Source organism: Azospirillum sp. B21 (assembly GCF_008364825.1).
Classification (GTDB): Bacteria; Pseudomonadota; Alphaproteobacteria; order Azospirillales; family Azospirillaceae; genus Azospirillum.
Map to the genome: position 1 here is coordinate 715997 of NZ_VTTO01000001.1, position 17783 is coordinate 733779.

The 17783-nt window shown below is 69.4% G+C and carries 19 protein-coding genes; all 19 read left to right on the top strand.

Translation table 11 applies throughout. From position 1 onward, the window contains the following. The first annotated feature begins 36 nt into the window (after positions 1–36). The gene (locus FZ983_RS03460; RefSeq protein ID WP_014248512.1) at positions 37–228 is read left to right on the top strand and encodes a 4Fe-4S dicluster domain-containing protein; all 192 of its coding nucleotides are present in this window, start codon (positions 37–39) and stop codon (positions 226–228) included. Positions 229–381: 153 nt separating this feature from the next. Then, a complete protein-coding gene (locus FZ983_RS03465; RefSeq protein WP_247883551.1) occupies positions 382–918 on the top strand; it encodes a hypothetical protein in 537 nt (178 codons plus the stop codon). Next, the gene (locus FZ983_RS03470) at positions 915–1727 is read left to right on the top strand and encodes a 4Fe4S-binding leucine-rich repeat protein (protein WP_149222179.1); all 813 of its coding nucleotides are present in this window, start codon (positions 915–917) and stop codon (positions 1725–1727) included. Before FZ983_RS03465 ends, FZ983_RS03470 begins: the two co-directional genes overlap by 4 nt. 30 nt (positions 1728–1757) lie before the next feature. After that, complete coding sequence (locus FZ983_RS03475) at positions 1758–2084, top strand: nitrogen fixation protein NifZ (RefSeq protein WP_149222180.1); 327 nt, start codon at positions 1758–1760, stop codon at positions 2082–2084. Between the two features lie 31 nt (positions 2085–2115). Then, positions 2116–2421, top strand: a complete 306-nt coding sequence (locus tag FZ983_RS03480) for a nitrogen fixation protein NifZ (RefSeq protein WP_063635114.1) — start codon at positions 2116–2118, stop codon at positions 2419–2421. Between the two features lie 14 nt (positions 2422–2435). Next, complete coding sequence (locus tag FZ983_RS03485) at positions 2436–3587, top strand: aminotransferase class V-fold PLP-dependent enzyme (RefSeq protein WP_247883552.1); 1152 nt, start codon at positions 2436–2438, stop codon at positions 3585–3587. A 40-nt stretch (positions 3588–3627) separates the two neighbouring features. Continuing rightward, entirely contained in the window at positions 3628–3837 is a 210-nt protein-coding gene (gene nifT, locus FZ983_RS03490) for a putative nitrogen fixation protein NifT (RefSeq protein ID WP_149222182.1), read from the top strand. Positions 3838–3842: 5 nt separating this feature from the next. Next, entirely contained in the window at positions 3843–4127 is a 285-nt protein-coding gene (locus FZ983_RS03495) for a hypothetical protein (protein ID WP_149222183.1), read from the top strand. Next, positions 4128–5342 (top strand): DegT/DnrJ/EryC1/StrS family aminotransferase, encoded by a 1215-nt coding sequence (locus FZ983_RS03500; RefSeq protein ID WP_149222184.1) that lies wholly within the window; start codon positions 4128–4130, stop codon positions 5340–5342. 21 nt (positions 5343–5363) lie between these two features. Continuing rightward, positions 5364–6251 (top strand): SIR2 family protein, encoded by an 888-nt coding sequence (locus FZ983_RS03505; protein ID WP_149222185.1) that lies wholly within the window; start codon positions 5364–5366, stop codon positions 6249–6251. Positions 6252–6485: 234 nt separating this feature from the next. Continuing rightward, a complete protein-coding gene (locus tag FZ983_RS03510; protein ID WP_149222186.1) occupies positions 6486–7529 on the top strand; it encodes a lipid A deacylase LpxR family protein in 1044 nt (347 codons plus the stop codon). Positions 7530–7612: 83 nt separating this feature from the next. Beyond that, positions 7613–8179 (top strand): septation protein A, encoded by a 567-nt coding sequence (locus tag FZ983_RS03515; RefSeq protein WP_149222187.1) that lies wholly within the window; start codon positions 7613–7615, stop codon positions 8177–8179. 119 nt (positions 8180–8298) lie between these two features. Next, a complete protein-coding gene (locus tag FZ983_RS03520; RefSeq protein WP_149222188.1) occupies positions 8299–8640 on the top strand; it encodes a twin-arginine translocase TatA/TatE family subunit in 342 nt (113 codons plus the stop codon). Positions 8641–8899: 259 nt separating this feature from the next. Further along, the gene (locus FZ983_RS03525; protein WP_282186984.1) at positions 8900–9988 is read left to right on the top strand and encodes an SPOR domain-containing protein; all 1089 of its coding nucleotides are present in this window, start codon (positions 8900–8902) and stop codon (positions 9986–9988) included. A gap of 267 nt (positions 9989–10255) precedes the next feature. Further along, complete coding sequence (locus FZ983_RS03530) at positions 10256–10654, top strand: response regulator (RefSeq protein ID WP_149222190.1); 399 nt, start codon at positions 10256–10258, stop codon at positions 10652–10654. Continuing rightward, on the top strand, positions 10651–12834 hold the full coding sequence (locus FZ983_RS03535; protein ID WP_149222191.1) for an exonuclease domain-containing protein: 2184 nt from the start codon (positions 10651–10653) through the stop codon (positions 12832–12834). The genes FZ983_RS03530 and FZ983_RS03535 overlap by 4 nt, the downstream gene beginning before the upstream one ends. Next, positions 12831–13046, top strand: coding sequence for a hypothetical protein (locus FZ983_RS03540; RefSeq protein WP_188092247.1), 216 nt, complete (start codon positions 12831–12833; stop codon positions 13044–13046). The genes FZ983_RS03535 and FZ983_RS03540 overlap by 4 nt, the downstream gene beginning before the upstream one ends. Before the next feature lie 9 nt (positions 13047–13055). Then, a complete protein-coding gene (locus FZ983_RS34980) occupies positions 13056–15812 on the top strand; it encodes a sensor histidine kinase (RefSeq protein WP_149222192.1) in 2757 nt (918 codons plus the stop codon). Positions 15813–16061: 249 nt separating this feature from the next. After that, entirely contained in the window at positions 16062–17732 is a 1671-nt protein-coding gene (locus FZ983_RS03550) for an ATP-binding protein (protein WP_149222193.1), read from the top strand. Positions 17733–17783 lie beyond the last annotated feature (51 nt).

Sequence of the window (17783 nt, forward strand, 5' to 3'; positions counted from 1 at the left end):
CCTTCCACAGCCATCCCATCACCGAAGGAGAGAGCCATGGCCTACAAGATCAAGTCCGCCGAATGCACCGTCTGCGGCGCCTGCGAGGCCGAGTGCCCGAACATCGCCATCAGCCTGAAGAAGGGCACCTACGTCATCGACCCGGCCAAATGCACCGAATGCCAGGGCCAGTTCGACAGCCCGCAATGCGCCGCCGTCTGCCCGGCCGACTGCTGCGTCCCGGCGTGATGTGAAATCCCCGCGGTATCCCCTCTCCCCCCCGGGGAGAGGGTTAGGGTGAGGGGGAGGCGTTGCGGCACTCAACCGAGAATCCTCGCTGTGCATCCCCCTCACCCCGACCCTCTCCCCGGGGGGGAGAGGGGGAGGATATCGGATGAAGGCTTGAACCAGGAGCACCGCGCCATGCTGGACGAGGTGGATGAGGACTGGCTCGCCCGCCGCTACTACGGCGGGGATCTTCCGCCCGAGGCGGAATGCTGCCTGCATCTGGCCGCCGCCAGCTATGCCGACAGCGGGGCGGCGCTCGCCCATCTCGCCCGCGCGGCGGAGGTCGCCCCCGGTCATCGCCTCGTCGATCTCGGCCATTACAAGTTCCACTTCTACAAGGCCAATCTCGACCGGGCGCTGGTCTATGGCGAGCGCATGATCGGCCACGCCATGGCCGCGCTCGGCGTCAACCATACCGACTGGCGCGCCGTCACCCCGGCCACCGCCGATTTTCGCGGGCTGGAGCCGGCGCCCCGCCTCTTCCTGTTCGCTTTGGTCGCCATCGGCTACCTGCTTCTGCGCACCGGCCGGCTCGATGCCGGGCGGGAGGCGCTGGGCAAGGTCCGCGACCTCGACCCCGACGACCGCTTCGGCGCCGCCCGCCTGATCGCCATTGCCGACCAGCATGAGCGTGAGGAAGCCGACGCATGAGCGACGACATCCTCGAATCCCTGGACTGGCGCGACGAGCCGGTGGACTGCACCGCCTGCGACCACAAGGAGCGCCGGCTCGACCCGGATACCGCCGCCCTTCCTGCGGGCGGCAAGCTGACCGGCCATTGCCTGCCGCTGAAGGCCTGCGTGCAGGACCGCTACGCCAAGCGCATCCAGCGCTTCTTCGAATGGAATCCGGACCTCGCCGCCGGCCATCTCGGCCACCCCTATTTCGAGGTTCGGGCGAATGCCGCCCGCTTCGCCCCGATCTTCCAGCTTCCCCGGCTGATGAACGACCCGGACGAGACGGTGCGCTCCGTCCTGGCCCGCCGGCTGCCGCACCGGCTGCTGCTGAAGCTGCGCGACGACCCGGACCGCGAGGTGCGGATCGCCGTCGCCACCCGGCTGGAGGATGCGGACCTCGCCCCGCTGATGCGCGACCCCGACTGTTCGGTACGGCTGCGCGTGGTACGGCGGATCCCCGACGGCATGCTGCCGGCGATGATGCATGACGAGGACCCGGAGGTGCGGGTGGAAGTCGCCCGCCGCCTTTCCATGGACTGGCTGCCCAGCCTCGCCTGGGACGACAGCCCGCGGGTGCGGCTGGTTGTGGCTCAACGGCTGTCGGCGTCGAAGCTGCATGTGCTGCTGCAGGATGCCGACTGGATGGTCCGCCTCGCCGTCGCCGGGCGGATCGACGCCGGGCAACTCGGCCCCCTGCTCGACGACCCGGAGGAGGAGGTGCGCGCGATCGCCCGCCAGCGCGCCGCCGGGCTCACCATCGCCAACGACCTTCCGCCCCTGTAGCGGCCCCTGAACCGACGGAGCGCCAGCGCCATGACCGACACCGAAACCACCACTCCGTATCGCCGCGAGCGCGCCCGCAGCGCCGAGGATGCCAACGAGCTGGTCGGCCCGCCGGTGCTGGAACAGGGCTTCAAGGTCAAGGCCCTGCGCGACGTGCGCAACGACGGAACCTATCCCGGTCGGCCGGTCGGCGATTTCCTGATCCGCGAGGGCGATGTCGGCTACGTCATCTCCATCGGGACCTATCTGCAGATGTATTACATCTACGCCGTTGATTTTTATGAGAAACGGGTCGTCGTCGGCATGCGCGCGCGCGAGCTGCAGGTGATCGACGCCCACTGCAACGACCCGCAATAGCCACCGGTCCCCACAGATAAGGAGCCTCGCGATGTCCGACGTCGAAGCCGCCGCCAAGCCCGGTTTCATCCCGCCGCGCGAACCGCTGTACGACTGGGGCCTGCGGGTCACGGTGCAGGAGGACCTGTTCAACGACGGCAGCCATCCGCAGGTGCCGGACGGCGCGCTGCTGGCGCCGAAGGGCACGCCGGGCGTGATCGTCCGCGTCGGCCGCACCGAGGAAGGCAGCCTGCCGGTCTATCTGGTGGAGTTCCCCGGCGGCACCGTCGTCGGCTGCCTGGAGGAGGAAATCGTCCCGGCCGACGGGTCGCGGCGCGGCGTGCCCGGAGTTATGTGATGGGGGGTGATGTGATGACGATCTACCTCGACAACAACGCGACCACGGCACTGGCTGCGGAAGTGCGCGACGCCATGATGCCGCACCTGTTCGGGGAGTTCGCCAACCCGTCCAGTCCCCATTCCGCCGGCATGGCCGCCCGCCGCGTGGTGAGCGAGGCCAAGGCGCAGGTCGCGGCCCTCATCGGCGCCAAGCCCGCCGATCTGGTGATGACCGGCAGCGCGACGGAGGCGACACACGCCGCCATCCTCGGCGCGCTCCGCGTCATCGAGGAGACCGACCACCGCCGCGACCACATCGTCACCACGGCGGTGGAGCATCCGGCGACGCTGGCCCTGTTCGACGACCTGCGCCAGCGCGGCTGGCGCGTCACCATCCTGCCGGTGAACCGTGATGGCCTGCCCTCTCTGGTCGATCTCGCCGCCGCGGTGACGGAGGCGACAGCGCTGGTCTCCATGATGTGGGCGAACAACGAGACCGGCGTGCTGATGCCGGTCGAAGGGGCATCGGCCATCGCGCACGCCCATGGCGCGTTGTTCCACAGCGACGCGGTGCAGGCGGCGGGCCGGGTGCCGGTCGATTGCGGCATCGCCGATTACCTGACGCTGTCCGCCCACAAGATGCACGGGCCGAAGGGGGTCGGCGCGCTCTATGTCCGCAAGGGCGCGCCCTTCCACGCGCTGATCCACGGCCATCAGGAACGCCGCCGTCGCGGCGGGACGGAAAATGTGCCGGGCATCGTCGGCTTCGGCGCCGCCGCGTCGCTGGCATCCCTCTGGCTGGACGAAGCGGACCTGATCGCCTTCCTGCGCGACCGGCTGGAGCAGGGCATCCTCGCCCGCTGGCCCGGTGCCGCGGTGAACGGCGCGGGTGCCGCCCGGCTGCCCAACACCAGCAACATCCGCTTCGCCGACGGCCGTGGCCATCCGCTGGATGCGGAGGAGTTGCTGATGCGGCTCGACCGAGCCGGAATCGCCGTGTCGATGGGCGCCGCCTGCTCCTCCGGCGGCAACGAGCCGAGCCATGTGCTGACCGCCATGGGGCTGAACGGCGCCCAGGCCGCCGCCAGCCTGCGCTTTTCGCTGAGCCGCTACACCACCGCGGCGGAGGTGGACGCCGTCCTGTCGGAACTGCCGGCCCTGCATGCCCGGCTGGTCGCCGCTTGAGACGAAATACCAACTATAACAACAGGCTGGAGTGTCCGTGATGAAGGTGATGATCCGCAAGGCGTCCGAGCAATACACGATCTACGTCGCCAAGAAGGACCTGGAGGAACCCATCGTCGAGATGGAGAAGCCGGATCTGTGGGGCGGCTGGATCAAGATCGCCAATGGCTGGACGCTCGACCTGCCGGAAATGCCGGCGGACACCCGCCTGCCGATCACCATAGACGCCAAGAAACGCGGAACGGAGTGACGCCCATGGCCCTGTCTCCCGAGCGCATCGACAGCATCGCCACGCTGGCCGGCCGGTTGTTCGCCGGGGGCGGCACGCTCGACGCCGTGGTCCGCGGCGTACGCGAAGCCAACCCGGACCTGAAGACCGTCACCGGCGCCATGGCCGCGGTGATGGCGGAGGATCCCTTCCGGGAGGAGGCGGGCTTCGACCTGCATCTGGTGGACGGCAACAACCACTGCTGGCTCATCACCGACAAGCCGGAGCTTGCCACCGGCGTCGTGATCGCCCAACGGGACGAGGACGAGTGAATGAGCGAGGCCGCCGCAGCCCTTCCACATCCCTCCCCCGCCGATGACGACGAGGTTGACGACTACATCCCGCTGACCGACCCGGATATTTCCAGCGCCGAGGTCGAGATGCTGGGCCGCCTGCTGTCCTCCGGGGCCTTGAGCGACGGGCGGATGGTGCGGGCGTTCGAGGACGCCTTCGCCGCCTATGTCGGCCGCGACCATGCGGTGGCAGTGTCGAGCGGCACCATGGCCACGCTGCTGATGCTGAAGGGCTATGGCATCGGCGAGGGCGACGAGGTGCTGTGCAGCCCCTTCGGCTGGCATCAGGTCCAGCATGCGGTGGCGTTGTCCGGGGCCACACCGGTGCTGGTCGACATCGACTATTGGCAGCACACCATCAACCCGGAAAAGGCGGCGGCCCTGGTCACGGAGAAGACCAAGGCGATCCTGGCCGCCAACGTCAACGGCCACCCCGCCCATTGGGATGAACTGCGCGCGCTGGCCGACGCCAAAGGCCTGATCTTGCTGGAGGATTCGTCCGAGGCCATCGGTTCCACCTACAAGGGGCAAATGGTCGGCACCTTCGGCGACGCTGCGGTCTTCGACTTTTCCGAACCCGGCATCCTGCTGGCTGGCGAAGGCGGCATGATCGTCACCGACGACCGCGACCTCGCCCACCGGCTGCGCTACATGCGCCGGCGCGAGACGGAGCACCGCAACACGGTGGTCATCACCCGCACCCTGCCCTGGCAGGCGGGGATGAGCGATCTGAACGCCGCGCTCGCCCTGGTCCAGTTGAAACGCCTGCCGGAGATCCTGACCCGCCGCAATCTGGTCATCGCCTATTACGACGCGGCGATGGCGAGCTTCGAGGGGATCAAGCCGCCCTATCGCGGGCCGGGGGCCGAGGTGGTTAACCCGATGGTCTATTGCGTCCATCTCGGCACCCGCTTCACCGCGTCCGGACGCCGGTCGATCATCGAGGATCTGGACACCCACGACATCGACGCCAGCGACTTCGGCCAGCCGCTGCACACCCAGCAATATTACATCGAAGCGCTGGGCGAGGACCGAGCCGGCCGCGGCGCCTGCCCGGTCTGCACCAAGACGGCCGACCGGGTGCTGGCCCTGCCGCTGCACCGCAAGATCACCCGCGATCAGGTCGCCTTCATCGTGGAAACGCTGAAGGACGCCAGCGTCAACACCGGCGCCGGCGCCGCGATCTATCTCTAGAAATTCAGGGAGATGCCTTCCATGACCGACACCACGCTGGCAACCGATTCCGACTCCGTCACGGTTCCGGACGCCGCGGCGGCGCTGGCCGACATCGCCGCGGCGCTGGCGGCAAGGCAGGTGGTGCCCTATCTCGGCCCCGGCGCATTCGCCCTGCTGCCGCCCGACCAGTGCCCGATCCCGCGCAACTCGGCGGAGCTGGTCCAGCGCCTGAACGCCAAGGTCGCCGCCCCCGGCCGCATCCGCTCCAACCTGACCGCGGTCGCCCAGTTCATCGAGACGCGCAAGCACCGCAAGACGCTGGAGGCCATCCTCAACGAGATTTTCCGCCAGACGGTGCCGGCCACCCCCGTCCACGCGCTGCTTGCCGCGATCCCGGCCCCGCCGCTGCTGGTCGACGTCTGGTATGACAATGTCCTGGACAGCCTGCTGAGCGCCGCGTCCGACCGTAGCTGGGGTCAGATTCAGGGCGTGTCGCATCCGCAATCGACCGGCGAGTGGGTGCGCTACTACGCCCCCGACGGCGCGGAGACGACGGCCGACGCGGCAGCCGGCTGGGACACCGTGCTTTACAAGCCGTCGGGCGCAGTGACGCCGGCCGGCAATTACCTGATCTCCGACAGCGACTATGTCGAGATCCTGACGGAGATCGACATCCAGACGCCGATCCCCGCCGTCGTGAAGGACCGCCGCGCCGGCCGCCATTTCCTGTTCCTGGGCTGCCGCTTCGACCACGAGATCCAGCGCACCTTTGCCCGGCAGATCTCCAAGCGCTCCTCCGACAGCCACTGGGCGGTGATCCCCGGCGAGCTGTCGAAGAACGAAGCGCGCTTCCTGGCGCTGCATGGGATCAAGCGCATCGACATGACGCTGGACGAGGCGGTGGAGGGGATTCGGGTGGGGATGTGAGGGCGTGGTGTCGGCTTCGATGCCCCCACCCTAACCCTCCCCCGCTGGGCGGGGGAGGGGACCCGTGCTGAAGCTGGAGAGTAGCGGCATTCCCTCCCCCGTCCAGCGGGGGAGGATAGGTGGGGGCATTCGCCAGCCGACACCTCCCCACCTCTACCCCCAAAGAAGCCGCACCGCATCGCAACAGACTCCCCCTCCATCCGTTACCCTGCGAAATGGATGGAGCGTGCCGGAATGGCGACGAACAGCGGCCCCACCTTGGCCGCGGCATTTGCAGTCCTGCTGCTGACCGCAACGGGGACAAGCGCACAGGAAACCACCCCGCCGCGGGGCGACGCGCCCGCGGCTTCCGGCCCGGCCATCGGTTTCTGGATCGACAACGACCTGTTCGGCGGCGGGACCGACCGCTACTACTCGAACGGATTCCAGTTCTATTACTTCTCCGGCGCGCGGCCGACCTACGGCAGCATCGACTGGCTGGCAAACCTCGTGCCCTGGATCGAGCCGGGCGGGGTGCGGCGCTACGGCTTCGCCTTCGGACAGAACATCTATACGCCGAGCAACCTCAAGGTCCGCAATCCGGACCCCGACGACCGGCCCTATGCCGGCTGGCTCTATGGCCGGGTGTCGGTGCTGAACGAGGCGCCGCGGGCGGTGGACCGCATCGACCTCGACCTCGGCATGGTCGGACCGTCCTCGCTGGCCGAGCAGACGCAGAAGACGGTCCACAAGATCGTCGGCGGCGCCACCTACCCGGAGGGCTGGAATTACCAACTGCGCGACGAACCCGGCGTGGTGCTGAGCTATGAGCATGTCTGGCGCGGCGAGAAGCCGAACACGCTGGGGCCGCTGGAATGGGATTTCAGCCCCCACGTCGCCGGCAGCGTGGGCAATGTGCTGACCTTCGCCGCGGTGGGGAGCACGGTCCGGCTGGGCGGCAACATGCCGCCGCCGGTCGGCGCCCTGGTGACCCGCCCCACCTCCAGCATCCCCTACCAGGACTCCCCCTATTCGGAGCGGCCGGGGCGGTTTTCCTGGTATGTCTACGCCAGCGCCGAGGGACGGGCGGTTGCGCGCAACATCTTCCTGGACGGCAACACCTTCCGGGAAAGCCGGTCCGTCGACAAGCATCCCTTCGTCGGCAGCGTGCAGGCCGGGCTGACGTTGCGCTACGGCCGCTATGGCCTGACCTATGCCCAGACCCTGCAGACACCGGAGTTCCGCGGGCAGAAGTCGCTGACCAATTACGGCTCGCTCCGGCTGTCGGCGCAGTTCTGAGCGGCCGGCATCATCCATCCGAATGCCCCGCCCGCCACCATTCGCCCCTTTCACGGGCGGCCGGTTCGGGCTATGTCAGGGGAATGAACCAGTTCGCACGCCTGGCGATCGAGGCCGGTCCGCTGGCCGCCTTCTTCGTCGCCAATTCCCAGGCCGGCATCATGACCGGCACCGCGGTCTTCATGGTCGCCATCAGCATCGCGGTCGCGGTGTCGTGGCGACTGGAGCGCCGCATCCCGATCATGCCGGTGGTCGGCGCTGGCTTCGTGCTGCTGTTCGGCGGCCTGACCCTGTGGCTGCAGGACGACCTGTTCATCAAGATCAAGCCGACCCTGGTCAACCTGCTGTTCGCCTCGGTGCTGTTCGTCGCCCATGCGATGCGCCGCAACGTGATGAAGCGGCTGCTGGGCACCGTGCTGAACCTGTCGGACGACGGGTGGCGCACGCTGGGCATCCGCTGGGCCTGGTTCTTCCTGGTCCTGGCGGTGCTGAACGAGGTCGTGTGGCGGAATTTCTCCACCGACATGTGGGTGAACTTCAAGGTGTTCGGCATCATGCCGCTGACCCTGGTCTTCAGCGCCTTCCAGGCGCCGCTGATCATGCGCCACCAGTTGCCGGAGGAACCGGCGGAAAGCGGGCCGGCCGCCTGAGGGCGCCGCCTTTATCGGGTTCCTTCGGCGCTCGCCTCTTGTGCGGCGCGGAAGGGGCACTCACATTGGTGGCGACCGCGACGTCGTCCGCTCCGACCGATTTGCAGAGGTATTGATCGATGGGCAGTTTCAGCATCTGGCACTGGTTGATCGTTCTGGTCATCGTGCTTCTCCTGTTCGGCGCCGGCAAGCTGCCCAACGTGATGGGCGACATCGCCAAGGGCGTGAAGGCCTTCAAGTCCGGCCTGAAGGACGAGGAGGGGGAGACGCAGGCCGCTCCGGCCCAGACCGCCGCCCAGGCCCCGCCCGCCGCGATCAACCCGGCGCCCGTCCAGCCTGCCGCCCAGCAGCCGGTCACGCAGGCTCCGGTGCCCCCGGCCGCGTCCTCGACCGTCCACCCGACGCCTCCCACCGCTACCCAGCCGCACCCGGTCGATCCGGCCAAGCCGCATCAGGGCTGACCGGCACCGCGGGACGGCAGCCCCTTCTTTGCATCGCCCGTCCGCCGGGCGCGACCGCATGGCGGTTTGATGGGGCGGCAAAATACGATAAAGAGAAGGGGCTTTCCGCAGCCGGTCCGTGTTCCGCGGAACGGCCGCCGGAAGGCCCCTCGTTGTTTCCAGCCGGCCCGCCATGACGGGCAAGCGCAGGTCGACCGTGACGCTCAAGCCACCGCCCCGGCAGGCTCCCACCCTGTCGACACCGACGTTCAAGGACGAGATGAAAGCAAACGGCAAACCTTCCGAGACTCCGCCACCGGAGAACGAGGACATCGCCAAGCTGCTTCGTGCCTTGAACGAGGATCTGCACGCCGAACAGCAGGACGAGGTCGAGGACGACGAGGAAGAGCCGGCAAGCCGCAGCCTGCCGCTGGGCAAGATCGCGCTTGCCCTGCTTGCGGCGGGCGGCATCGCCGTCGGCGTCGTCTATCTCGGATCGGGCGATCCGGAGCCGGTGACGACGGCGGCCAACACCTCCTCGCCGATGGTGCCGGCCCCGGCCATCACCCGCGCGCCCCAAAACGCCACACAGCAAAACACGGCACCGTCCGGCGCAGCGACCAACAGCGCCCCGGCCGCAGCCGTCACGCCTCCGGCACAGACACCCCCCACCCAGGCGGCCCCGGCAACACCGCCGACCGCGTCCGCCGCCCCGCCGCCGCCGGTCGCCGCCCTGCCCCCCAGCCCGCCGCCGGTGCTGAAGGTGCCGGAACCGCCGACCGTCCCGGCCACCGCGCCCGCCGCCACGCCGAAGCCGCGCGCCACGGCCCCGGCCGAAAGCGCACCGCCACCGGCCGCCCAGAAGCCGGAAGCCCCCAAACCCGATACCGCCAAGCCTGACGCTGCCAAGCAGGAGCAGCCGGCCGCCGGCGGGCCTGCCGACACCGGCTCCCTCCAGGCGATGCTGGCCCCGCCGAAGGAAGCCGCCAAGCGTCCGCCCGCCGGTGCCTCCCCCGCCGCGACTCCGGCCGCCCCGCCGGCTCCCCCGGCCACGGCATCTGTGCCTCCCTCCGCCAATGGCGAGGCGAAGCCCCCGGCCAAGGCCGCCACTCCGCCGGCTTCCGCACCGGCCGGGCGCTACACCGTACAGGTCGGCACCTTCTCGGTGACGGCAAACGCCGATTCGCTGGCGCAGCGGCTGCAGGGCGGCGGCTTCCAGGCCTATACGGTGGACTGGACCGACAACTCCAACCGGTCCTGGCGGGCGGTGCGCGTTGGCGGATTCGCCGATCAGACCGCGGCCAAGCGCGAGGCGGAACAGTTGAAAACGAAGATGGGGCTCAACCCCGTCGTGATCACAGCCCGCTGATCCCCTGACGGACCGGCGGAGGCACGGCGCCGGTCCTTTCCCTGCGACAACCTGTCATGCAAGCGATGGCCCGGCGGCGACATTTGGTCGCGGCCGGGCTTTTTCTTGTGCCATCCACCCCCGTTCTTTGGTCGGGGGAGCGGGGAGTGCCGCTTGATCCCTGCTTCTCTTTGCTCGTACCATGGACATTCCAGGGCACGAACGCATTGCCCCGGCCACAAATTTGGGAAGCCGGCAGCAGACCGGCGCACCGGAGGACGCCCCGCCATGAAGCCGACCATCCTGGTCGTCGACGACGAACCCAGCATCGTCCTGTCGCTCCAGGTCCTCATGCAGCGCGCCGGGTTCGACGTGCGCATCGCCCGCGACGGGGACGAGGCGCTCCGCTCGGTGGAGAGCTTCACCCCCGACCTGATCCTGCTCGACGCCATGATGCCCAAGCGCGACGGTTTCGACGTCTGCCAGACCCTGCGGACCAACCCGGCCTGGAAATCCCTGCCCATCATCATGCTGACGGCGCGCAGCCGCGACGTGGAACGGCAGAAGGGGCTGGCGCTGGGTGCCACCGACTACATCACCAAGCCCTTCTCCACCCGCGACCTGCTGACCACCGTCCGCCGCCATCTCGGCCTGCCGGCGACCGGCAGTGTGGAGCCGGCGCCATGACCGCGTCCGCGGCCACCCCTGCCCCCCAGCCCCGGCGGATCGTTCCGCTGGCCTTCCGTGCCGCCGGGCTGGGGCTGGTGGCGCTGTCGGTCGGGCTGGCGATGGCGGTGCGCGGGTCGGATGCCGCGGATCCGTTGCTGACCTATGCCGTGGTGATGACGGCGGCCTGCGCGACGGCGGTGTGGGGGCTGTGGCTGGCGGTCGACCGCTACCTGCTGCGCGCCGCCGAAACGCTGAGCCGGGAAGCCGGGCTCATCGCCCACGGCAATGCGGAGGGCGCGGTCGGCGGCCGGGTGCCGCTGGCGCGCTACGGCGACCTGCAGCCGATCGCCCGCGCGGTCAACGACCTGTCGGACAAGCTGGCCCAGGTCCGCCGCGACATCGCCCGCACGGTGGCCGAGTCGACGGCCAAGGCGGAGGAGCAGAAGACCCAGCTTGCCGCCGTTCTGCGCGACCTGCATGAAGGCGTCCTGGTCTGCAACACCCGGCACCAGATCCTGCTCTACAACCAGACCGCCCTCGACATCCTGCACCTGACGGGGGAGCTGGGGCTCGGCCGCTCGATGCTGCATTTCGTGGTGGCGGAGCCGCTGACCCACACGCTGGAACGGCTCTCCTTGCGGGTGCGCGAAGGCCGGCACATCAATCACGAGCACGGCACCACCGCCCAGTTCGTCGGCGCCACCACCGACGGCCGCATCCTGCTGGAAGGCCGCATGAGCGCCATCCTGCAGGACCCGGAGCCGGGATCGGACGAGTCGCCTGTCATCACCGGATATGTGCTGACCCTGTCCGACGCCACCAGCGAACTGGCGGCGCTGGGCCAGCGCGACGCCCTGCTGCGCGAGGCCACGGAGGGATTCCGCGCGCCGATCGCCAACCTGCGCGCCGCGGTGGAGACCCTGTACGACGCGCCGGACCTCGGCCCCAGCGACCGTGCGGCCTTCGAAAGCTCGATGCTGGACTCCTGCGACAGCCTGTCCCGCCGGCTGGAGCAGGTGACCGCCGCCTACCGCAACGTCGTCACCGGCAGTTGGCCGATGAGCGACATCCACTCCAACAACCTGATCAATCTCGTGGCCCACCGGGTCGGGACCGAATCCCCCACCACGGTCACGCTGACCGGCCTGCCGCAATGGGTGCATGGCGACAGCCACGGGCTGGTCCTGTTGTTCGCCTATCTGATCGAGAAGGTGCACGGCCTGACCGGCGCCACCGCCTTCGACCTGGAGGCGGCCGGGCCGCAGGACGGCGACCGCTGGGTCTATCTGGATCTGGTGTGGGAAGGGCCGGCGGTGCCCAGCGCCACGCTGGACGGCTGGCTGGACCAGACCCTGCCGGACGGGCTGGGGGGTCTCAGCGCCGGCGACGTGCTGCAGCACCACCGCAGCACTGCCTGGAGCGAGCCGCTGCCAACCTCCGACGGGACCGCGACACGGGCACGGCTGCGCGTACCGCTGCCGCCGGCGCAGTCGCCGCGCTCCGCCCAGCCGCGGCCGCGGGCCGGCGCCCGGCCGGAATTCTTCGACTTCGGGCTGCTGCACCAGCCGCTGGCGACCAGCGAGCTTGGCCGCACGCCGCTCGACCAACTGCATTACGTGGTGTTCGACACCGAGACCACCGGCCTGTCGCCCAGCACCGGCGACGAGATCATCCAGATCGCCGCGGTCCGCGTCGTCGGCGGGCGCATCCTGACCGGGGAGACCTTCAACACGCTCGTCGACCCGAAGCGGCCGATCCCGCCGGAGTCGGTCCCCTTCCACGGCATCACCGATGGCATGGTCGTGGGCAAGCCGACCATCGACGCCGTGCTGCCACAGTTCCGCGGCTTCGTCTCCGGCGCTGTCATGGTGGCGCACAACGCCGCCTTCGACCTGAAATTCCTGAAGATGAAGGAACGGGCGGCGGGGGTGGCCTTCGACTGTCCGGTGCTGGACACCATGCTGCTGTCGCGCATGCTGCTGGGCAATGACGGCGACCACACGCTGGACGGCATCGCCGAGCGGCTGGGCATCGAGGTGGTCGACCGCCACACCGCGCTGGGCGACAGCCTGGTCACCGCCGCGGTCTTCCTGCGGATGATTGAGATGCTGCGCGAACGCGACGTGCGGACGCTGGACGACGCCATCCGCGGGGCCAACATCCTGGTCGAACTCGCCGCAAGGGAACGCGCCTTTTGAGCGCGCCGGCCCGCGACGAACAGCCCGCGCCCCGCCGCCGCGAGCGCATGGCCGGGCTGTTCCTGCTGGCCTCCGTGCTGTTCAGCCCGCCGCTGCTCGGCCTGTTCGGGGTGGAGGGCACGGTTCTCGGGGTGCCGGCCCTCTATGCCGGGGTCTTCGGCGTCTGGGCTGTGGTGATCCTGCTGGCGGCGCTCGCCGGCCGGTCGCGGTAGGAGGGCCGCATGGGCGTCGGGCTCGATTGGGGCACGGTCCTGGTCGCGGCGCTGGCCTATCTGTCCGCCTTGTTCGCCATTGCCCATTGGGCCGACCGGCGGGCGGCGGCGGGGCGCAGCGTTATCGCCTCGCCCACCATCTTTGCCCTGTCTCTGGCGGTCTATTGCACGACCTGGACCTTCTACGGCTCGGTCGGGCGGGCGGCGACGCTGGGGATCGGCTTTCTGCCGGTCTATCTCGGCCCCACCCTGCTGATGCTGCTGGCTCCGCTGCTGCTGCGCAAGATCCTGCGCATCGCCAAGACGCAGCGCATCACCTCCATCGCCGATTTCCTGTCGCGGCGCTACGGCCACAGCCCCCTGCTGGGCGGACTCGTGGCGCTGACCGCCACCGTCGGCGTCACCCCCTACATCGCCCTGCAGCTGAAGGCGGTCGCCGTCAGCTTCGACGCGCTGACAGGCGGCGGGCTGGAGACGACCCATGCCCTCTTCCTCGACCAGGGGTTCCTGATCGCGGCGGTAATGGCGCTGTTCGCCATCGTCTTCGGCGCCCGCCAGATCGACGCGGCGGAGCATCACCCCGGCATGGTCGCGGCGATCGCGCTGGAGTCGCTGGTGAAGCTGGTCGCCTTCCTGGCCGTGGGGATTTTCGTGGTCTGGGGCCTGCACGGCGGGTTGGACAGCCTGTTCGCCGCCGCCGCTGCCCGCCCCGACCTCGCCCGGCTGTTCGGCGGCGACATCGCGCTGGAAGGGGCGGCATCCGGGGTCTGGGTCACCACCACCATCCTGTCGGCGGCGGCGATGCTGTGCCTGCCGCGCCAGTTCCAGGTGATGGTCATCGAATCGGTGGATGAACGCCAGCTGGACCGCGCCGTCTGGCTGTTCCCGCTCTATCTTCTGCTGATCAACCTGTTCGTCCTGCCGGTGGCGCTGTCGGGCCTGATGACCTTCGGCGGGCGGGTGGACCCCGACCTGTTCGTGGTCGCCCTGCCCCTGCATGGCGGGGCGGAGTGGCTGGCCCTCCTGGCCTTCCTCGGCGGATTGTCGGCGGCGGCGGGGATGATCGTGGTGGAGACGGTGGCGCTCTCCACCATGCTGTGCAACGACCTCGTGGTGCCGGTGCTGCTGCGCTTCCGGCCGGCAGCGCTGGCGCGCTCGGCCGATCCGGCGCCGCTGCTGCTGATGGTCCGGCGGGTGGCCATCGTCGCCATCCTGCTGTTCGGCTACGGCTATTACCGGCTGGCGGGATCGGCCTATGCGCTGGTGTCGATCGGGCTGATCTCCTTCGCGGCGGTGGCGCAGTTCGCCCCGGCCCTGATCGGCGGGCTCTACTGGCGCGGGGCGACCCGGCGCGGCGCCGTCGCCGGGGTGGCGGCCGGCGCGCTGGTCTGGGCCTACACGCTGCTGCTGCCCAGCTTCGCGCGGTCTGGATGGCTGCCCGCAAGCTTCATCGCCGACGGGCCGTGGAGCATCGCGGCGCTGCGTCCCTATGCGCTGTTCGGGCTGGAGGGCTGGGACCCGCTGGCCCATGCCCTGTTCTGGAGCGCCCTTGCCAACATCGGCACCTATGTCGGGCTGTCGCTGTTCGACCGGCCCGACGCGGCGGAGCGCGCACAGGCCGCCGCCTTCGTCGACGTGTTCGAACCGGCTACCACCGCCGTGTCGCAGGCATCCCCGGCGGACTGGCGCAATGCCGCCAGCGTCGGCGACCTCACCCGCGTGGTCGCCCGCTTCCTCGGACCGCAGCGCGCCGAACAGGCCTTCGCCGGTGCCGACCCGGACGAGGCGGCGGGACCGGAGCGGCTGCGGCTGGCCGAACGGCTGCTGGCCGGCGCCATCGGCGGGGCTTCGGCGCGGGTGGCGCTCGCCTCCTCCGTCTCCGCAGGGGCGGTGGAGGCGGCGGAGCTTCTGCGCATGCTGGACGAGACCAGCGACGTCATCGCCCACAGCCGCCAGCTGGAGCTGAAGACGGCGGAGCTGGAGCGCGCCACCGACGCGCTCCGGGCAGCCAACGAAAGGCTGACCGAGCTGGACCGGCTGAAGGACGATTTCCTGTCCACGGTGACGCATGAACTGCGCACGCCACTGACCTCGATTCGCGCGCTCAGCGAGATCCTGCACGACGATCCGGAGCTGGAGCCCGAACAGCGGCAGGAATTTCTCGCCGTCGTCATCAAGGAGAGCGAGCGGCTGACCCGCCTGATCAACCAGGTGCTCGACATGGCGAAGATCGAGGCCGGCGCGCTCGACTGGCGGATCGAGGCCATCGATCCGGCCCTTCTGCTGACCCAGGCGGTCGCGGCGACGGAGGCGCTGTTCCTGGAGCGCGGCATCGTCCTTTCGGTGGACATCCCCGGCAATCTGCCGCCGGTGCGCGGAGACGAGGACCGGGTGATCCAGGTGGTGGTGAACCTGTTGTCCAACGCAGCGAAATTCACGCCCACCGGCGGCCGGACCCGGCTGGAGGCGAAGCTGGACGGGGACACGCTGCGAATCACGGTAATCGACAGCGGCCCCGGCGTAGCGCGGAAGGACCGCAACATCGTGTTCGAGCGTTTCCGGCAGGCCGGCGACACGCTGACGGGCAAGCCGGCCGGCACCGGCCTGGGACTCGCCATCGCCAAGCGCATCGTCGAGCATCTGGGCGGCCGGATCGGGGTGGAGGACGCCCCCGCCGGGCTGGACGCCGAATCGGGCAAGGGAGCCGCCTTCTGGTTCACCCTGCCGCTTGCGGAAGCGGAGGCGCCGCAGGGAGCCGCCGGCTGACCGGCAATGTCTCAATCACAACCATCTCGCCGCATTGCAATCCCGTGTTATCCTGCCCGCCGACCGCGCGTGATAATCGAGTGGGGGATTCCCGTCATGCAGCCTGATCTCGGGTTGCGGCCACAGTGCCATACAACCGATGGGGCACCGTATGCCACGGTGCTTCCCGTCCTGGCGATCCGCGCTTATGGTGGGGCGCCCGGATCCGGTTGCGGCACGGGTCGGGCGGGTTGGCGGTAGGAAAGCGGGATGGGAAAGATTCTGGTTGTCGACGACGAGAGGGACGTCGAAACGCTGATCATGCAGCGTTTCCGTCGCGCCGTCCGCGCCGGTGAACTGGAGTTCCTGTTCGCCCATGACGGGCAGGAGGCGCTGGAAACCCTGCGCGCCCGGCCCGACATCGACATGGTGCTGAGTGACATCAACATGCCGGGGATGGACGGGCTGACGCTGCTCGACCATCTGCCGCAGGTGAATGCCGACATCCGCGCGGTGATGGTCTCGGCCTATGGCGACCTCGGCAACGTGCGGGCGGCGATGAACCGCGGCGCCTTCGACTTCATCATCAAGCCCATCGATTTCAGCGACCTGGAAGCCACCATCCACAAGACGCTGGAGGCCTGCCGCGCCGTGCGGCGGCTGCGCGACGCGCTGCAGGAGACGCGGACGGCCGAAGCGGCATCGCGCGCCCAGGCCGCCCGCCTGCGCCGGGTGCTGGACGGCAGCCCCATCGGCGTGTCGATCATCACCGAGACCGGCGAGCTGCTCTACTGCAACCAGCGCTGCACCGACCTGTTCGGCGTGCCGGCGGAGGCGATGCACCAGCGCTGCTCCCCCACCCTGTTCCGCCATGTGCGGGAAAGGCTGCCCGACCGGGCGACCGGGGCCGTGCCCGCGGCGGACGAAATCCATTACATGCGCGAGGACGGGCGGACGGTGTGGATGGCGATGTCCGTCGACCGCACCACTTACGAGAGCCAGCCGGTCTTCATCGTCTGGCTCTACGACATCACCGAACGCAAGGTGCAGGCGGAGGCGCTGCGCAGCGCCAAGGACTCGGCCGAACAGGCGCTGGCCGACCTGGAGCGCATGCAGTCCGACCTGATCCGGGCGGAGAAGATGGCGGTGATCGCCCAGCTGATCGCCGCGGTCGCACACGAGATCAACACGCCCGTCGGCATCGCGCTGACCGCCGCAACCCACCTGCAGACGGCGTCGGAAGCGATCATCATGACCTTCAAGGGCGGCCAGCTGCGCAAAAGCGACTTCCAGGATTATGTCGGCACCGCCAGCGAGGTCTCCACCCTGCTGGTCGCCAACATCGAACGCGCCGCCGCCCTGATCCAGAGCCTGAAGCTGGTGACGGAGGGCAAGGCCAGCTCGCCGCGCAGCAGTGTCGGCCTGCGCGACTACCTGTCCGACATCGTGCTGGCGGTGCAGGTGCAGCCGGCGGCGGCAGGGCACCAGCTGGCTCTGGACTGCCCTGACGGGCTGGCGCTGGACACCTATCCCGGCGCGCTGACCGAGGTGCTGCTGGCCCTGCTGACCAACGCTTTCGCCCATGCCTTCGAGCAGGTGCCGGCGGTCACCGCCATCGGCGCGGGTGCCGGGGACGGGGCGCAGGAGGAAGCAGCCGCCGCCCGCCGCCCCGGCGGCAAGGTGACGGTTTCGGTACGGATGCTGGGAGAGGACAGGGTGGAACTGCGCGTGTCCGACAACGGCCGCGGCATCCCGGCCGACATCCGACCGCGGCTGTTCCAGCCCTTCACCACCACCCGCCGCGGTGCCGGCAGCATGGGGCTGGGGCTCTACGCCGTGTTCAACCTGGTCACCGGCAAGCTCGGCGGTGAGATCGACATCGACAGCGAGGTCGGCCGCGGAACCAGCGTCGTCCTGCGGTTACCGCTGGATGCTCCCTAATCCTGCCGCTCTCTGATCCTGCCCGGTAAGCGGCAGAAGCCCTGCGGATGA